15 protein-coding genes and 1 tRNA gene are annotated in these 17187 nt (G+C 59.7%); 1 reads left to right on the top strand and 15 read right to left on the bottom strand.

What is annotated here, in order from left to right:
• Positions 1-20: 20 nt before the first annotated feature.
• From LK434_RS02275 to LK434_RS02225, 11 genes are all read right to left on the bottom strand, one after another.
• Complete coding sequence (locus LK434_RS02275) at positions 21-1310, bottom strand: dihydroorotase (protein WP_006721474.1); 1290 nt, start codon at positions 1308-1310, stop codon at positions 21-23.
• The gene (locus tag LK434_RS02270; protein ID WP_006721475.1) at positions 1294-2238 is read right to left on the bottom strand and encodes an aspartate carbamoyltransferase catalytic subunit; all 945 of its coding nucleotides are present in this window, start codon (positions 2236-2238) and stop codon (positions 1294-1296) included. Before LK434_RS02270 ends, LK434_RS02275 begins: the two co-directional genes overlap by 17 nt.
• A 3-nt stretch (positions 2239-2241) precedes the next feature.
• Entirely contained in the window at positions 2242-2820 is a 579-nt protein-coding gene (gene pyrR / locus LK434_RS02265; protein ID WP_040361331.1) for a bifunctional pyr operon transcriptional regulator/uracil phosphoribosyltransferase PyrR, read from the bottom strand.
• Positions 2821-3215: 395 nt separating this feature from the next.
• A complete protein-coding gene (locus LK434_RS02260; protein ID WP_006721478.1) occupies positions 3216-3875 on the bottom strand; it encodes a C39 family peptidase in 660 nt (219 codons plus the stop codon).
• Positions 3876-3941: 66 nt separating this feature from the next.
• Positions 3942-4613, bottom strand: a complete 672-nt coding sequence (locus LK434_RS02255; protein WP_006721479.1) for a DUF5028 domain-containing protein — start codon at positions 4611-4613, stop codon at positions 3942-3944.
• The gene (locus LK434_RS02250) at positions 4600-5274 is read right to left on the bottom strand and encodes an ATP-binding cassette domain-containing protein (protein WP_006721480.1); all 675 of its coding nucleotides are present in this window, start codon (positions 5272-5274) and stop codon (positions 4600-4602) included. Before LK434_RS02250 ends, LK434_RS02255 begins: the two co-directional genes overlap by 14 nt.
• On the bottom strand, positions 5271-6113 hold the full coding sequence (locus LK434_RS02245; RefSeq protein WP_006721481.1) for a hypothetical protein: 843 nt from the start codon (positions 6111-6113) through the stop codon (positions 5271-5273). The genes LK434_RS02250 and LK434_RS02245 overlap by 4 nt, the downstream gene beginning before the upstream one ends.
• Positions 6110-6979 carry a hypothetical protein gene (locus tag LK434_RS02240; RefSeq protein WP_148334618.1) on the bottom strand — a complete coding sequence of 290 codons (870 nt, stop codon included), beginning with the start codon at positions 6977-6979 and terminating at the stop codon, positions 6110-6112. Before LK434_RS02240 ends, LK434_RS02245 begins: the two co-directional genes overlap by 4 nt.
• 16 nt (positions 6980-6995) lie before the next feature.
• Positions 6996-7670 (bottom strand): DUF5027 family lipoprotein, encoded by a 675-nt coding sequence (locus LK434_RS02235; RefSeq protein ID WP_040361333.1) that lies wholly within the window; start codon positions 7668-7670, stop codon positions 6996-6998.
• A gap of 77 nt (positions 7671-7747) precedes the next feature.
• Positions 7748-8230: a DUF2712 domain-containing protein gene (locus tag LK434_RS02230; protein WP_006721484.1), complete on the bottom strand. Its 483-nt coding sequence runs from the start codon at positions 8228-8230 to the stop codon at positions 7748-7750.
• A gap of 109 nt (positions 8231-8339) precedes the next feature.
• A complete protein-coding gene (locus LK434_RS02225) occupies positions 8340-10709 on the bottom strand; it encodes a helix-turn-helix transcriptional regulator (RefSeq protein ID WP_198002280.1) in 2370 nt (789 codons plus the stop codon).
• A 630-nt stretch (positions 10710-11339) separates the two neighbouring features.
• Between LK434_RS02225 and LK434_RS02220 the strand changes: the two genes are divergently transcribed.
• Positions 11340-11414 (top strand) — tRNA-Asn (locus LK434_RS02220).
• A 168-nt stretch (positions 11415-11582) separates the two neighbouring features.
• On the opposite strand, the gene rpoD is transcribed toward LK434_RS02220, so the two are convergent.
• The 4 genes from rpoD to truB all read right to left on the bottom strand — a co-directional run bounded on the left by rpoD (position 11583) and on the right by truB (position 17149).
• Positions 11583-12920 (bottom strand): RNA polymerase sigma factor RpoD, encoded by a 1338-nt coding sequence (rpoD, locus tag LK434_RS02215; protein ID WP_006721486.1) that lies wholly within the window; start codon positions 12918-12920, stop codon positions 11583-11585.
• A 91-nt stretch (positions 12921-13011) separates the two neighbouring features.
• Entirely contained in the window at positions 13012-15117 is a 2106-nt protein-coding gene (gene dnaG / locus LK434_RS02210) for a DNA primase (protein WP_227917806.1), read from the bottom strand.
• Positions 15114-16202 (bottom strand): riboflavin biosynthesis protein RibF, encoded by a 1089-nt coding sequence (gene ribF, locus LK434_RS02205; protein ID WP_227917805.1) that lies wholly within the window; start codon positions 16200-16202, stop codon positions 15114-15116. Before ribF ends, dnaG begins: the two co-directional genes overlap by 4 nt.
• A complete protein-coding gene (truB, locus tag LK434_RS02200; RefSeq protein ID WP_006721490.1) occupies positions 16199-17149 on the bottom strand; it encodes a tRNA pseudouridine(55) synthase TruB in 951 nt (316 codons plus the stop codon). Before truB ends, ribF begins: the two co-directional genes overlap by 4 nt.
• Between the last annotated feature and the right edge of the window lie 38 nt (positions 17150-17187).

Genomic DNA, 17187 nt, shown 5'->3' with positions numbered 1-17187 from the left:
CGTTGATCCGTATGGCTATGTTAGCAAACGACGCCGTTGGCGAGCGTGCGCTTGCCGCCCACGAAGACATCGGTGGCGCGGCCGGTGAGCTCGACGCCCTTGAAGCCGGAGTTCTTGGCGTGGGACGCGAAGTCGTCCTCGGAAACGGTCCAGGCGGCATCGGCGTCGAAGACGGTGAGGTCGGCGACGCTGCCCTCGGCAATCGTTACCTGGTCGAGGCCCAGGATCTTGCGGGGCGCGATGGCCATGAGCTCGACCATGCGGCCAAAGCTCATCTTGCCCGTCTTGACCAGGTTGGTGATCACGAGGCCGAGCGCGGTCTCGAGGCCGGTCATGCCGAACGGCGCCAGCTCGAACTCGCGGGACTTCTCCCAATCGGAGTGCGGGGCGTGGTCGGTCGCGATGGCGTCCACGGAGCCGTCGACGACGCCGGCGATGAGCGCCTCGGCGTCGGCGGCGGTGCGCAGCGGCGGGTTCACCTTGAAGCAGGTGTTGTAGGTGCCGTCGATGGCGTCCTCGGTGAGGAAGAGGTGATGCGGCGTGGCCTCGCAGGTCACGGGCAGCCCCTTGGCCTTGGCGGCGCGCACCATGTCGAGGCCCTTGGCGGTGGAGATGTGCTGGATGTGCAGCTTGGCGCCCGTGAGCTCGGCGATCGTGATATCGCGAGCGATCTGGAGCTCCTCGCCCTCGGCCGGCCAGCCCAGAAGGCCCAGACGGGTAGAGACGGCGCCCTCGTTGATCTGGCCGTCGCCCACCAGGTCATCGTCCTGACAGTGGCTCATGAAGGTCTTGCCGAACATCTGGCCGTAGTCCATGGCGCGACGCACCATGCCGGCGCCCTGGATGCCACGGCCGTCATCGGTGAAGGCGACGGCGCCGTGCTCGACCATGTCGCCCATCTCGGCGATGATCTCGCCCTTGAGGCCCTTGGTCATGGCGCCGGCGGGGTACACGCGGCAGTGGCCCTTGGCGGCGGCGACGGACTTGATGTACTCGACCACCACGCCGTTGTCGGTCACGGGATTGGTGTTGGGCATGGAGCACACGCCGGTGAAGCCGCCCTTGGCGGCAGCGGCGGTCTCGGACTCGATGTCGCCCTTGGCCTCGAAGCCGGGCTCGCGCAGGTGTACGTGCATGTCGACCAGGCCGGGCACGAGGTACTTGCCGGTCAGGTCGATGACCTCGGCGCCCTCGCAGGCAAGGCCCTCGCCCACAGCGGCGATCACATCGCCCTCGACGAGGACGTCCATCACGCCATCAAGGTCGACGGCGGGGTCGACGACGTGCGCGTTTTTAAGAAGCAAGGCCATTATCGGCACCTCCAAGCAGCAGATACAGGGCAGCCATGCGCACGCAGATACCGGCGTACACCTGGTCGAGGATGACGGAGCGCTCCGGATGATCGGGCATGTAGGAGTCGAACTCCACACCGCGGTTGATCGGGCCGGGGTGGCACACGATCGCATCGGGCTTCATGAGGCGCTCGCGGGCCTGGGTGAGGCCGTAGATCTTGTGGTACTCGCGCTCGCTGGGGAACGGCGCGCCCTCGAGGCGCTCGCGCTGAATGCGTAGCATGTACACGACGTCGAGGTCGGGCAGGACGTCATCGAGATTGTTGGACACGTGGTCGGCGCCCAGGATATCGGGGCGCGGCGGCATGAGGGTGTTGGGGCCCACGGCCGTGACCTCGGCGCCCATGATCTTGAGGGCGGGAATGAGGGAGCCGCACACACGGGAGTGGCCGATGTCGCCCACAACGCCCACCTTGAGGCCGTCGAAGTTCTGTTTGCGCTCCCAGATGGAGTACAGGTCGAGCAGGGCCTGGGTGGGATGACCGTGCTTGCCGTCGCCGGCGTCGATGACCACGGCGGGGCTCGCCTGGGAGACGATGTGGGGAGCGCCGGCGTGCTTGTCGCGCACGACGATGCAGTCGATCTTGTAGGCGTCGAGCGTCATGACGGTGTCGATGAGGCTCTCGCCCTTCACCGTGGAGGTGGAGGAGCCGCCGAAGTTAAGAGTATCGGCCGAAAGGCGCTTCTCGGCCAGCTCGAAGGAGCTACGGGTGCGCGTGGAGGGCTCGTTGAACATGTTGACGATGGTCTTGCCCTTGAGCGTGGGGACCTTCTTGATGGCACGCTCGTTGACCTCGGAGAACGCCTTGGCGGTCTGCAGGATCGTCATGAGCTCCGTATCGGAGTACTCGGAGATGTCGATGAGGTGCTTATGGTTGTTGAACACGGATTACTCGCCTCCCAACGGCGCGGAGCCCACATGGCCACCCGGCGCGACGTCGAAGATCTCGACGGTGGAACGGCCGTCGACCTCCTCAAGATACAGACGGACGTTCTCCTCGCGGGAGGAGGGCACATTCTTGCCCACGAAGTCGGGGCAGATGGGCAGCTCGCGATGGCCGCGGTCAACGAGGACCGCGAGCTCGACGCGGTTGGGACGACCGAGGTCCATGATGGCGTCGAGGGCGGCGCGGATGGTGCGGCCCGTGTAGAGAATGTCGTCCACGAGCACGACGCGCTTGCCATCGAGGTTGAACGGGATGTTCGTAGCGTGCACCGCCGGAGCGAAGTTGGTGAGGTAGTCGTCGCGATAGAAGCTGATGTCGAGGCTTCCCAGATCGACGCGCACCCCCTCGATCCGCTCGATCTCGTCGACGAGTTTCTTGGCGAGCAAGTCGCCGCGGGTGACGATGCCGACGAGCGCGAGGTTCTCAACGCCCTCGTTCTTCTCGACGATCTCATGCGCAATGCGGGTGATGGCGCGATTGATCGCGGTGTCATCCATGATGACGGCCTTAGGTGAAGACATGCTCTCGAACTCCTTCCTTACGCTCTTGACCCGCAAACGCTGCAGGTCAAAAAAATAATGCCCGACCGCTTGGCGCGCGAGCATCACAGGAAGGCATATATACCGGGCGCGGGCGCCCCGCTTGATGGTCCTTGTGGTATCTCGTACGCACTTAAAGGTCATCGTCCATTGTACACGGTATGGCGAATGATGAGCATGGTGAATAGAATTTCGCGCGGAGCGCATAAAAAGCGAAGATGGCGACCTGTGGGTGCCCAGGGATAAACCCCGCCTGCTCGAACAGTCCTGCTCGCACGAAGGCCACATCAAGTGGCCTTCGGCTTGTGCGGAACTCGCATTCGGGGTATATCCCTGGGCACCCACAGGTCGCCACGCGTCGCGACGGAGACTTGCCTCTACGATTCCGATACTGCCATCGCGAGGCTGCCGCATTCCTCCCACAGAGTTTGGAATGAGTGTACGTCGTGCTCGACGAGACCGATGAGCGGGTCGGCTATGTAAGCAACGCCTCCCTGAATGCAGTACAGCAGCACGCAATGAAAATTGCGATACAGGAGGTACCCCCGCATCCCGTCGTCTGAGAAACGAGGGGGCTCGTAATCCGTCGTGATCCACGTGAGCACAGGGTAGCCGCGCTCGACGATTTCGGCGAGCTCATCGAAGGGGCGTCCGGTGAGCTCGACCCCGTGAAGCGGCGCACCCGTGGCGACCGCGTACGCATCCGTGCATGCCACCACAGCCGGAGGCATGGCGCTCCCAAGATCGCGCGCGTCACCTGCGTAATGATCGACGTAATCGCTCCACGTGGGGTCGGTCGGCATGTAGACATCGATGAGCTCAGATGGCTCAACTGTATACCCCATCGCGCGCAGGCACATGGCGAGCGAGAACGCTTCGCACCCCGAGGGAAACTCCGGGTTCTGAAACAGTGGCGCGACGATGGGCGCCTGCGAACGTTCGGGAAACCGCAAGAGCACTGGAGACAGGAAACCGAACGTGGAGCCCATCGCGATCGCAATCGCCGTCAATAGCCCGGCCACCCCCGTAAAACGCATAATTGCTCTCGCCCTTCTCTTACGGCGGCAACTACGCCTTCTGCGTGTCATAGAATCATCAGCACCTTAGGCTGCGTCATGATCTTTTGCATCAAGCACAAACATGCGGCGCTCCGGCAGGTTGGTCATTATGAGACGGAATCTTCTTCCCTCGATATCCGGACGATATGTATCTTCGTAATCGTGGAAATAATCGGGGCCGCCGACCGTTGTAAACGGGAAATGAATCACCCGTGACTCGACCCCAGGGTCAACGATAAAGCCAACGGAACCTGCAATTTCGGGTGTTGCAGCACCGAGCAGATCAAAATCGACTTCATACACCTTATCTGGATGGTCCAGAGATGCCAGATGCCATGTGAACATTTTAATTCCGTTATCGGATGTCCCCTCATTACGGACCTTCATATCGACCACCGCAACGCCTGGTCGATCCGCATCATCGGAGTGGAGCTCCTTGAGGTCGCTTCTCGAATACGCCTTCAGAAACTCGTTCGGAGTCATGACCGAGCATCCAGACACCATGAAGCCATAGCCGGGTGCGCGGTCATCCTCCGTCCCCAAAAAGCAGTCATCCAAGTCAAGCCACTCGTTCATGCCATATTGGCACTCGGGAATCACCACGCTGGTGTCATTCAAGAACTTTACGCGCAATCCCAATCCGGCGCCACAGACCGCGAGCCCCGCAGCAATTACGCCTCGCCTAGAAATCGAGGAGCTCCCGCTAAACATGCTCATACCCTTCCTCAATGACGTCAGGAAAAACATAGGCTTCGTCAATTTTGCCTTCTGCAATATGGACAATTTGATCCGAGAGGTCTTTAAGCACGGCGAAATCATGACACGCAAGGACAACGGTCGCCCCGCGGTCGCGAAGCAACGAAACGACCCTTTTTACCATGGCAACGCCTGAAGTGTCCAAGGCGTTCGTCGGTTCATCGAGCACCACGATATCCGGCTCTTCCATGATTGCAGCCGCAATACCCAGGCGTTGCTTCATGCCAAGGGAAAACTTCCGATATTTTCTCTTGTCATCCGGATCAAGTCCCACCATCGTAACGAGACCACGCAGATAGTCCTCACCTACAACACCACGTATGCTTGCCAGCAAAAGAAGGTTTTCCAGGGCCGTATACCCTGGAAGGAACGCGGGTCCCTCTATAAGCATCCCGAGACGCTTGGGATATGAGGCACCGGCACGTACCTCGACGCCATCAATGTAAACGTGTCCCGAGGTAGGACGAATAAGGCCACATATCGCCCTCATCAGCATGGTCTTTCCGGATCCATTGACGCCATGCAGGCCTACGACAGCCCCGGTCGGAATCTCAAGATTCACCCGAGCGAGCACATCGACGCCGTGGTAGTTTTTGCTCAGCTCTTCGATTCTGATCGTCATGCGGCCATCTCCCTATCCACCAAATCCATTTTGCAAAAATAGCCAAAACCAACAACGCCGAAGACCAAGGCAACACCCAGGCACAACATCATGCCAACCCACATATCGACACCGCCCTCGACAAACCCTCCCCACCGGACAAACATCAGGTAGTTACCGGGCAAATACCACGTTTGAGCATAGGCGGAAGCGATGAGCAGCAAGATCATGGACAAAAACGAAATGCTCGGTCGAAGAAATATGCTCAAAAACAGCTGCAGGAGCGACAATGAGCATAGGACAACCACGATGCAGAGCATAAATCCCGCTCCATCTAACATATCTGCTTTGAAAGGTCCCATGAGCATTGCCGCAAGATATAGCGCATCGCTATGGAGCACCGTGGTGAGCCCCTGACCCTGAACAAGAGTCCAGATCGCCGCCACCAGAACAATGATTGTGCAACCCAGCAGGCAAGTTAATGCGACCCAAATGCATTTGGAAAGCAGCCATGTAACGCGGGAATTCTCACGCACTAGGACCTGTTGGCCGAACCCCATGAGATCGCGGTACGGATACGAAAGGGACGCATAGAGCACAAGCATCGATAGAAGCGTCCACCCCAAAGGTGGAACGAACATGACTCCCGGCCGATACTCAAACGGCAGGCTGCCGGCAAAAATCAAAGCGATGTTGTCCGCAAACGTCAGCTCTGCAACGTCAACGGATCCAACTGCATCTACGCGCGTGTACGCAACAATAAGACACGATACAGACACCATCGACAAGCCAAGAAGCACGGGCAGAATCCCATGCAATCCAACCTTGAGATCGACGCGAAGCGCTCGCAACAGCATCATGATGCCTCCTTACGAGCAAGCGCTCGGGCGGATAGGATTCCAAAAAGAACTAAACACGCGAGCTCCACCAGCGTTGCGGCAAAATCAGGACGTGAGAGCGTAGATTCCGAGCGAAGACTGTTGAAGAGATTCATGTTGAATCCCTGGATGGCGAGCGTGTCGAAAATCCAGCCGTTGAAGTAGTGCCAGGCAAACAGGGCGAGATACGGGACGACCATCAGCTTGACGCGGTCGTTGGTGACGTTCGAGACCCCCATCACCGCCACAGCCCACGCACCCATCAACAGAGCGTCAAGAAGCGTATAAGCCCCAACATAGAGAAGCGGGTGACTGTAGAACAACTCGGAGAAGAAACAGGTGTCAAACAGGCCCACCCTTTGGACATCCTCGATAAGCGGAAAATAGGCAGGAAGGAGGCAAGAAATGAGCAGGAAGTTCCAGAGCAGGGGGACGATAGCGATGAGGGCACCAGACACAAAGGCGGCAACGCACTTCCCAACAAGATAAGAATTCCTGTCGGAGCGAATACAGACCTGAGCCCCGTAACCTGACTTTCTCTCGGAAAGATACGACCAAGCGCACGGCATGACCGCAAGCAGGGGCAATGCATAGAAAAACAAGGTTCCCGAAAGTGTGGGGTTTGCTCCAACCACGATCCAGTTGCCAAAGCTGCCCTCTCGCGTTTGGCCGTTGTAGTAATGAGAGGCCAGACCCAATCCGTACCCAAAGCTAACGTGCTGTGCATACTGATTCTGCAGATAGGCGTATGCCTCAATCGCGGACGCCGTCGCCAGAGCAAGGGCGATGCCCAAGGGAACGAGGAGCCAGGGGGAATGGAGCATCCTTTCTAGCTCCATGATGATCAATGGTCTGCTTGACTTGCTAACCACGGCAATCATCTACCGTCAAGTCACAGCGGTATTTTTTCACCGAGCCGCTCCCAAACCACATTTGCATGCTGTCGGGAGTAATGTCCTCGTAAAACACAAAGAGGATATCGAAGGTACGAGACTCCCCCTCTGGAACTTCGAAGTTAAGGGCATCGTGGTAGCTAGCACGGTCAACCGGAGCGCTCATCCAAGCAATCTCTCCTCCATGATTCACATTGAACATGCCGGCATTGAACACTGGTACGCCTGTTTGCGAGGTATTTAGTGGCATAGCGTCGACATTGTCAAACGTAACAGAGCAGACCAAATACCCCTTCACTCCTGACACGTCGGCAGCGCCTTGCCAACTGGGATCGCCAGTCAATGCATCAATTGCCTCTTTTGAATCGTACAACTTTGCGCTCTGGACCGTCACGGATGCAATTCCATCGAAAAGCAAGCCAGCATTGTAGGTTGATCCGTCCTCGAGAAGTTGCCCGTCAGCAGCCGAGTCGAGCTGAATCGGCTCCCCCATTCCTACAGACACATCAAGCGACTTCTTCTCTTCCTGCACACGTTGTGCTTGCATCTCATGCATCACATGCTGGACACCAAAAAGAGCAGCAACAATGACCGCAGCCACTGCGATGCCAACCGCACTCATTTTTTCTGATTTAGATAGCGCCATGCTGGATTCTCCTTTAGAAAGTGAAGGAAATCGCGATGCGCGGGGCACGCCTGCGCCCCGCGCATCGCAACAAACGTTTACGCCGGTAACTTCTGGTAGCGACCGACGCAATCAGGGCTCCAAACACCGTTTACAGACCCTGCGCCGTTCTCCGCCCACGATGTCAGCCGCGCGGCATGGCGGCCAGACTCATTCACCTGGTTGTACATTTCCCATTCGCCCTTATGGTTCGAGCGGTACACGCCCTCGGTGCAGTCCTTCCATCCGGAGCCACCGGTGTCATAGGCACCATCCACGTAGAGTCGAAGCGGCTTGCCGCTATAGGCAAGAATCTTGATATAGAGGGAACTGCTGTCATCCTTGCGGCGAAAGCCCGTACCGACCTTTCCTCCCCGGCCCAAATTAAACGCGAAGCCCGTGTCCGAATTGTTTGCATACGTGGACACCTCCGTTCCGGCCACATCCGAAACGGTATCGGCAAAAACGGGTGTTGCCGTCATCAAGCTGACGGCAACCGCACAAGATGCGAACGCGAATTTGGTAAGAGATTGACGCTTCATCAGATTCTCCTTTCAGAGATGTTGGCTAGCGCGTCGACGCAAGAACAGCATGCCCCAAAATGAACAATCCGTATGTAAGCAGGCGGGATAGAGGATTGCAGAGAGATGTTTACATGCCATCTACCTGCGACATCAGTTTAATCAAGCCGGCTCGATCACGAACTCGAAGCTGGCGATAGGATGCGGTCCGAAGCGCTTTCACCGTTGCCGGCGAATAGCAGACCCTGTCCGAGATATTTCTCGCCGTCTCCCCGCGAGCTGTCAATAGCATTATTTCCGTTTGAACATCGGAAAGGCCCCGCGAAACAAGCAGCGCTTTCTGGCGCCGGATGACTCCACTCTCTTCCGAAGAACTACCGATATCGAATGCATGAGACTCACGCATCTCCCATGCTTCTCTAGCAAAGTGCCAAAAGAATACGCCGGCGAAAAGGCTCATGACGGAAAGAACGGCGCCCACCGCAACAGAGAAGTTCTCTCCGGACCCAAATAGAGAGCCAATCATTGAAGGCGGATGAACGGCAAAGTCTTGAATCTTGTTAACAACGATCAAGCTTCCCGCCATGACGCATCCTGCGAAAAACCGAGACACATGCGACATGCGACCTAAACCCATGCCACCCAAAAACACAAACAGTACTATCAATGAACACGGCAACATCGAAAAGAGCGGCTCGCCAAACGCGACCTGTACCATGATGGTAAACAAGCAAGCTATACATGCAACTGGAACAGAGGCGGATGGCACAAGCCAACGTCGATAAGAAACGAGATAGGCAGCTGCAAGAGAAACAAAGAGTGGAATCGACGCGATCAAGTAAGATTGCTGGCCCAAAGTTCTCCACCACTCCTCGAAGCAAAATGCAAACAGAGAACACAAGGCAACTTCGTACGCAACGACACCGCTCAAACGATCCAACTTGCCTGAAGGCTCACCGTATCGAGCAAAGCCTCCCTCAACACGAGCGAACGACAAGAACAAGATCCCAAGAGCGGCCTCAACGAGCACAAGGCCCCAAGCTTCGAAGCGCGAGAGAATGGCCCAGAGCGCAAACGAGACGGCAATCTGAATTGCAGAGATTCTATTCCACGAGCCGAGCACGTGGCTTACAAGGGCCAAGGCCATAATGGCAACCAGGCTATAGGACACAACTGAAACTATGTCCGAGCATGAACCGAGGGCATGGACAAGCTTTCCGCCATGAGTATATGAGAGGCAAAAGGCGACCGCAGTTAGAACAATAAAGGCGCCTAAAACCCGCCCTATCAATCCGATTTTTCCCATGTCGCTTGGTAAGTTGCGCGAACGAAATCCAAGACCTTGTACAACCTCGAATGCCACACCGAATAATCCCGTCCCAATTAGCGCAAGTACAACACCCACCAAAGGAAGTTGACCGACCCCCCACAAACCACCAACAATCTGAACGGGGAATAATACATACAGCGATGCGTGCAGACAAAGAATGATGCCGGCTGATTCAAGGAGCCTGGAAATATATCCAAGCTCCCGCCCATGCTCATGCGGCGAACTCGCCTCATCGCAAGTCAAACTTGACTGCGAAGCGCAATCAAGAAGTCCGCGAATCGTTTCATCGAGCATTAACTGGTCGCGAAGTTCACGCTCCCCGTGCACGCCCAATTTTTGGTACGTTCGAAACAGCATGCTTCGCACCGTTCCCGGTTTCACTTCATAATCAAGTGCGATTTCCTTCCCGCTCTTTCCAAGTAAAACTCCTGACGCAAACAGGGCTTCACGCGGAGATAGTCCGTAACGTTCCCTGAGGAGATCCGTGATTTGGCTCGTGGCATTACTGCCATCTTGCTCCCCCGCTGATGCCGACCGGCGGACGCGCAAGAGAATAACGGCCAGCAATGCCAACAAAACAAGCAAGGTAGCCAGTCCGGCAATTCTGTCGTATGCATACCGCATCACAACGGTTGCAATCAATTGCCCCGAACTCATGCAAAACACAAGCATTTGGGCATACGAGATACGCCCATAGAACTTGCTTTCAGCAACACATCGCAGAGAAACAAAAGTGGCCCTGTCAAGATCCAGGAAGAGAAGCGACAGCGCAAGGGCGAGGACAATAGACACGCAACCGGAAAGGATGACCTCGAGCGATCCAGAGGAGCCAAACGTTGGCGGCAAAAACACGGTCCAAGCCAGACGGACAGCGATTCCAAGAACAATCGATATCGCCGGAGCCCAAGCGATAAAATCGATCGGCGCTGTGGCGAAGATGCTCGGCGAATCGGCGGAAGGCCCGTAGGCAGCATCATGGGAGCAGAGAAACCCGAACACCGAGAACGAGGCCCCTAACAATACGACATACGGCTCGATATCGAGAACATACCAAGTGACAATCGAAGCGAACGATGGGACTTGAAACAAAAAAGCACTGCTCTCCACATCTCCCGCAAGGTACATCGGATAGTCAAGGAACTCGACGCCTACGGTGATAATCGACAACACCAAGAGGGCCCCATTTAAGAGAGAAGAGCGGCAAATCGAAGAAAAGGATTGTGGATCTGTTCTATTAAGCCAAGCTCGATGTAGAGCACAGCCCAAGAGCATCCCGAGAATCGCGAAGATCGCCCTGCGATCGAACAAGGGCCCCATATATCCGTTAAGCAGATGATAAGGACATGCTAAATAAAGAGCACAGATTCCACCATACAGCCAACAAGGATCCAACCTCAAACGCCTAAGCACTGGTGCCTCCAGCCCATATCCACAATAGGCATCATAACGATGGATGCCAACAGCCAATCCATATAATGCCGTTCTATACCGGGAGAATCTAGATTAGACGACGCGCAGCATCAAACCATGAGACGTCTCTAATTCACAACTAGGGTAACACCATGCGATCCACCCACACGATCAAACCCGTCAGACAATGAAAAGTTCCCGCTCGTCATCAACCCTGTACCAAAACGATAGAATGCATGTAACCGCGTCTGCAGGCCTCACTTCAACGCACCAGCGCCAACATGCCAACGTTTTCCAAATTTTTTTAAAATTGGGGCTTGCGTCACGCGGGACGTTCCGTATAATTAATTTCGTTGCTCAGGAGCACAGCACGTGAGCAGCTTGACAAATTCCTCGATAGCTCAATGGTAGAGCCCGCGGCTGTTAACCGCGTTGTTGTAGGTTCGAGTCCTACTCGAGGAGCCAGAATTTTCAGACCCGCTTTTTGCGGGTCTTTTTGTATACAGATAAGCCATCGCGATCCCTTCCCTGCAAGTACGAAAGTCTGAGTTCTGACCCGCTAGGCAAGCATGAAAAGCGCCCCTTGGAGCACAGGGCTCGCAAGGGGCGAAAAGAACGCGCTCTCGTATTGACTTAGTAGTTCTCGAGGTAGTCCTTGAGCTTGCTCGAGCGGCTGGGGTGACGCAGCTTGGCGAGCGTCTTGGACTCGATCTGGCGGATGCGCTCACGCGTGACGCCGAACTCGCGGCCGACCTCCTCGAGCGTGCGCGGATGACCGTCGACCAGCCCGAAGCGTAACTCGATGACCTTGCGCTCGCGCTCGGCGAGACCGTCGAGCACCTGCGTGAGCTGCTCCTGCAGCATCGAGAAGCTGGCGGCATCAGCGGGAACCACGGCCTGGGCATCCTCGATGAAGTCGCCGAGCTGGGAGTCCTCTTCCTCGCCGATGGGCGTCTCGAGCGAGACGGGCTCCTGGCTGATCTTCTGGATCTCGCGCACACGGTCCGCGCTCATGTCCATCTCGGCGCCGATCTCCTCCGGGGTTGGGTCGCGACCGAGGTCCTGCAGCAGCTGGCGCTGCACGCGGACGAGCTTGTTGATGGTCTCGACCATGTGGACCGGGATGCGGATGGTGCGGGCCTGGTCGGCGATGGCGCGCGTGATGGCCTGGCGAATCCACCAGGTGGCATACGTGGAGAACTTGAAGCCCTTCTCGTAGTCGAACTTCTCGACCGCGCGGATGAGGCCCAGGTTGCCCTCCTGGATCAAGTCGAGGAAGAGCATGCCGCGCCCGACGTAGCGCTTGGCGATGGACACGACCAGGCGCAGGTTGGCGGAGATGAGGGCCTGCTTGGCGTCCAGGCCCACCTGCTCGACGCGCATGAGACGGCGCATCTCGGCGCGGGTGAGCTCGATCTCGCCCGCCTCCTGCTTCTCGAGCTTGTCGGCCGCATCCAAGCCGGCCTCGATCTTCATGGCGAGGTCGACCTCCTCGGCGGCGGTCAGCAGGTCGACCTTGCCGATCTCCTTGAGGTACATGCGGACCGGGTCGCCCGTGAGCATGACCGTGGAGGCGTCGATGCCGCGCGTGCGCGAACGGCTGCGCGTGGTGCGCACCGTGCGGGCCTTCTTCTTGGACTTGGTGGAGGCCATCTCCGCATCGGCCTGCTTGGCCATTTTGAGGTCGTGGTCCTCGTCGCTCTCATCGCCGTCGAGGTCATCCATGGCATCGCGGTCATCGTCATCGACCACGAGCTCGGACTCGTCATCCTCATTTGCAGACACGATCTCCACGCCGCGATCGCGCAGGAATTGGTAGATGGAGGTCAGCTGTGCATCGGTAACGTCGACATCTTTGAGGACGATCTGAATCTCATCCTCGGTGACGGACCCCGCCTTCGACCCGAGATTGAGAAGCTTCTCAATGGTCGTATCCAGCGCAGATCCCGTGCTTTGAGTCTTTTTCGGCACAGATGCTCCCTTCTTAACACATAGGATTCATTACTTTACCACGGTTCTATACCCGATCGGGCATGAAAATTGCAGCTTCCAGACAATTTAGCTATTGCCTGAACGGGTCGGCGATGCCCTCCACCGCACGCTCGAGCTCGCGGATGCGCGCGGCGTCCTGCGTGGCCTGAATCGCCAGCGCACGGCGCTCGTCGCTGCCAAGCGAGCTGTCCGAGCGCAGGCGCCCCTGCGCCGCCTTCATACGGCGGCGGGCCGTGTAGAGCTCCAGCGTGTCGAGCAAAAACCCGATATTGGTCTCCGTGGGGTGCTTGCTCGTAGACGAGATCATGCCGGCAGACACGAGCTCGGCCGCCTCGGGGCACACCGCGCGGGCGGCTGCCATCACCTCGGCAGCCCCCGTGCCCTCGGGTGTCGCGAGAACCGCCCATGCGATCGTCTCGTTGCGGGCGTCGACCCACTCGACCTCGGTGATGCGCTCGGCAAACGGCCTGAACGAGTCCGGGTAGGTGGTGAGCATGGTGAGCAGCTCCCGTTCGCACATGAGCTGGCGGCGCTCAAGGTCGGTGAGCACGGCGAGGCCCAGGTCATCCCCCGCGGACGCAGCGGGCGCAAAGCCCTCGCCGCCGGCTCCCCGCCCCTCGTGGGGAACGTCGAACGAGGGGGCGTAATCGTAGGGGACCTCATCGTAGAAGGGCTCATCATACGGCGGGTAGTCGCCTGCGGGAACCGCCGGACCCGCCGGGGCGCTCGGCTGCACGCCGCGAACGGGCGCATGGGAGGCGCCCGGCGAGGGACGTTCGCCGCGCGTGCCCCGCACTCCCCCGCCGTCCGCCGCGACGCGCTCACGCTCGGCCTGGGCGCGCTCGCGCTCCTGCTCACGACGACGATTGGTCTCCTCGCGCTGCTGGACCTCTCGGAACACCTTCCCGGCGTTCGATCGAATCATCTCGACATCGAGCCCCAAGCGGTCGGCGATCTGCATGTAGTAGCCGTCGATCATGTAGCTGGCGCGCAACGGGTAGATGAGCTCGAGCGCGGACTTCATGGCCTTGGCGCGGCCACCCGGCGTGGAGATGTCGCTTTCCTCCTCGAGCTTGCCAAAGACGAAGTCCATGAGCGGGATCGAGTTATCGAGCAGCTCGCGGAGCTTGTCACCGCCGTTCGCCCGCACGAAGTCATCGGGGTCCTGGCCGTCCGGCAGGATGACGCAGCGAAGGTCGATGTCGTCCTTCTCGATGAACTGGATGGCGCGGCGCGCGGCCTTTTGGCCGGCGGCGTCGCCGTCGAACATGTAGATGATCTTTTTGGTGAAGCGCGTGAGCGTCTTGACGTGGGCCTCGGTGAGCGCGGTGCCGAGGACCGCGACGATGTTCTCGATGCCCGCCTTCCAGCAGCTCATGGCGCTGATGTAGCCCTCCACCACGATGACCTCGTTGCGGGCGACGATATGGTCCTTGGCCCAATTGAAGCCGTAGAGGTTCTTGCCCTTGTGGAAGATGGGCGTCTCGGACGAGTTGAGGTACTTGGCGTTCGTCTTCTCCTTGTCGAGCGCGCGCCCGCCAAATGCGATGCAGCGCCCCTGCTCGTCCATGATGGGGAACATGACGCGGTCGAAGAAGCGGTCGACCAGCCCGCCGTTGCGGCTGCGGAAGGCCACGTTGGCGTCGATCATCTCCTGCGGCGTGAAGCCCTTGGACCCCAGGTGGCGCACCAGCATGCCGTGACCGGGCGCGAAACCCAGGCGGTACTTACGGCAGGTGTCGGCATCGAGCTCACGGCCCTTGCAGTACTCGCGGCCGCGGGCGTCCTTACCGCGCATGAGCAGCGTGTGGTAGAACTCGGACGTCTCCTCGCACACCTCGATCAAGCGGTTGCGCTTGGTGCCCGACCGTTTGAACGAGCGGTCCTCCTCAAGCTCGATGCCCGCGCGGTCGGCCAGGTAGCGGATGGACTCGGGAAAGCTCAGCCCCTCGCGCTTCATCACGTACGTGAAGGCGTCCCCGCCCTCGCCGCAGCCAAAGCAGTGCCACACCTGCGTGGCGGGTATGACGTGGAACGACGGCGTCTTCTCGCCGTGGAACGGGCAGCAGCCCCACAGGTCGGTGTTGCCGCGGGGCTTGAGCTCGACGGTCTCTTGAACGAGCGCGACCAGGTCGGTCGCATCGCGAACCTTGTTCTTGTCTTCGTCGGAAATCATGCGATCCTCACCGATGCGTCGCCATAGGCCTTCTTGATGGTCGCGATATCGCGATTGACGGCGGCGATGAGCTCCTCGACGGAATCGAAGGAGTGCGAGGGCCTAACCAGCCGATCAAAGGCGATGGCGACGGTCTTGCCATATAAATCGCCCCGGTAGCCGATGAGATTGGCCTCAAGGCGGGCCGATGCGGCGGAGTCCGCGAACATGGGCGGAACGCCGGCATTGATGGCGGCGGGCCACACCGCACCGTCGACCAGGGCGAACCCGGCATATACGCCGTCGGCGGGCATCTGCATCCCGCCGGGCACCTCGATGTTGGCCGTGGGGAAGCCCATGCCGGTTCCCTGCCCCCTCCCCCGCTTGACGACGCCGCGCACAAAGGGACGACGACCGAGCTCGCGCCGCGCCGCGCAGACGTCGCCCGCGGCGATCAGGGACCGGATGCGCGTCGCCGTGATGGGCGCGTCGCCGTCCGAGAGGAGCTCATGGCCCATCACATCCATGCCGCGCGCGGCGCCCCACGCGCGCATGACGTCGACGGTCGATGCGCCGTGGGCACCAAGGCGAAAATCGGCCCCCACGTGAACGACGCGAACCTCGAGATACGGAGCGAGGACCCGTTCGAAAAACCCGATGTGGTCGAGGGCGGCGAGCTCGCGCGTGAACGGCACGATCGCGACGCCCGCACCCGCGGACGCCAGGGCGCGCACGCGATCGGCCATCGAGGTGAGTTTGGGGGCGGGATGGGCGCTCACCACCTCGTCGGGATCGGGGTCGAAGGTGACGGCGACCACCGCGAGCCCCCGTTCACGGGCATCGCGCTTTGCGCGCTGGAGCAGGTCGAGGTGACCGCGGTGCACTCCGTCAAAAGCGCCGATCGCGATGGCGCAGGGGGCCGGTGCGCCCGGAACGGGGTCGACGCCAACGCGCAGGGCCTCAGGACATGCCGGAAGATCCACGATGAAATCGCGGGCGAGCTCGCGGGCGGAAGGCATGGCAGAAGCCGGATCGCACCCGGCAACCGCGGGCGAACCCGCGGCACCGCCCGCGCGCGAGGATAGGGAATCGGCCGCGCACGTCATCGCACAACACCCTCGATGCCCTGCGGGAACACCGTCTCCATCCGCAGGTAATCGCCCTCGCGCGCCGCGATGGCACGCAGACGCCCGTCGTTGACCAGCGCATAGGTTGACGCCGCGTCGCCCGGGACGAAGGGCTCCCCCGCCGCGCGCGGCGAGCCGCACGGGATCGCGCGACCGTTCAACACCGCGGCAAGCTCGTCATCGGTGAGTTCGCGCACGGGGATGCCCAGCACCCGCGCGGGGTCGAGCGCGGCGGCGTGGGCGTGCTCGGGCGAGAGGTCCTCGATACGCGCGCACATACCCGAGGTCACGGGACCCGATGCCGTACGGCGCAGGTCCGCGACGTGCGCCGCGCTGCCGGCCGCGCGGCCGATATCGCGCGCGAGGGAGCGTATGTAGGTCCCCTTGCTCACATCGAACGAGGCGGTCCAGACGGCACGGCCGTCGACCTCGTCGACCGCCACCAAATCGGCCGCGTAGACCTCGATCGTGCGCGCCGGCAGCTCGACGTCCTCGCCCGCGCGGGCACGCTTGTACGACCGCACGCCGTCGACCGAGATGGCGGAATACGCGGGCGGGACCTGCTCCTGCTCGCCCACGAACTCCCTGAGAACACCTTTGGCGAACAGGGGCGACAGCACGTCGTCGCTGACGTCGGCTATGCGTGTGGGCTCGCCCTCGGCATCGTCGGTCGTGGTTTCGCAGCCGAACATGATACGGGCCAGGTAGCGCTTGCGCTCGAGGGTGATGCGGCCGAGCAGGCGCGTGGCCTGCCCGACGCCCACGATCATCACGCCCGACGCAAGCGGATCGAGCGTGCCGGCATGGCCGACGCGTCGCTCGTTGAGCGCGCGGCGCACCCGCGATACGACGTCATGGGACGTGATGCCCACGGGCTTGTCGACCGCGAGCAAGAGATTGAGTTCACTGGGCTTGCGCTTGGCCATGCACCCTCAATTCCTAACTGATGTCTTTATGAAACGAC

The sequence above is a fragment of the Collinsella stercoris DSM 13279 genome (assembly GCF_020735465.1).
Taxonomy (GTDB): Bacteria; Actinomycetota; Coriobacteriia; order Coriobacteriales; family Coriobacteriaceae; genus Collinsella; species Collinsella stercoris.
The sequence above is the reverse complement of the archived record's forward strand: the minus strand, read 5'-3'. Positions and strand labels throughout refer to the sequence as shown.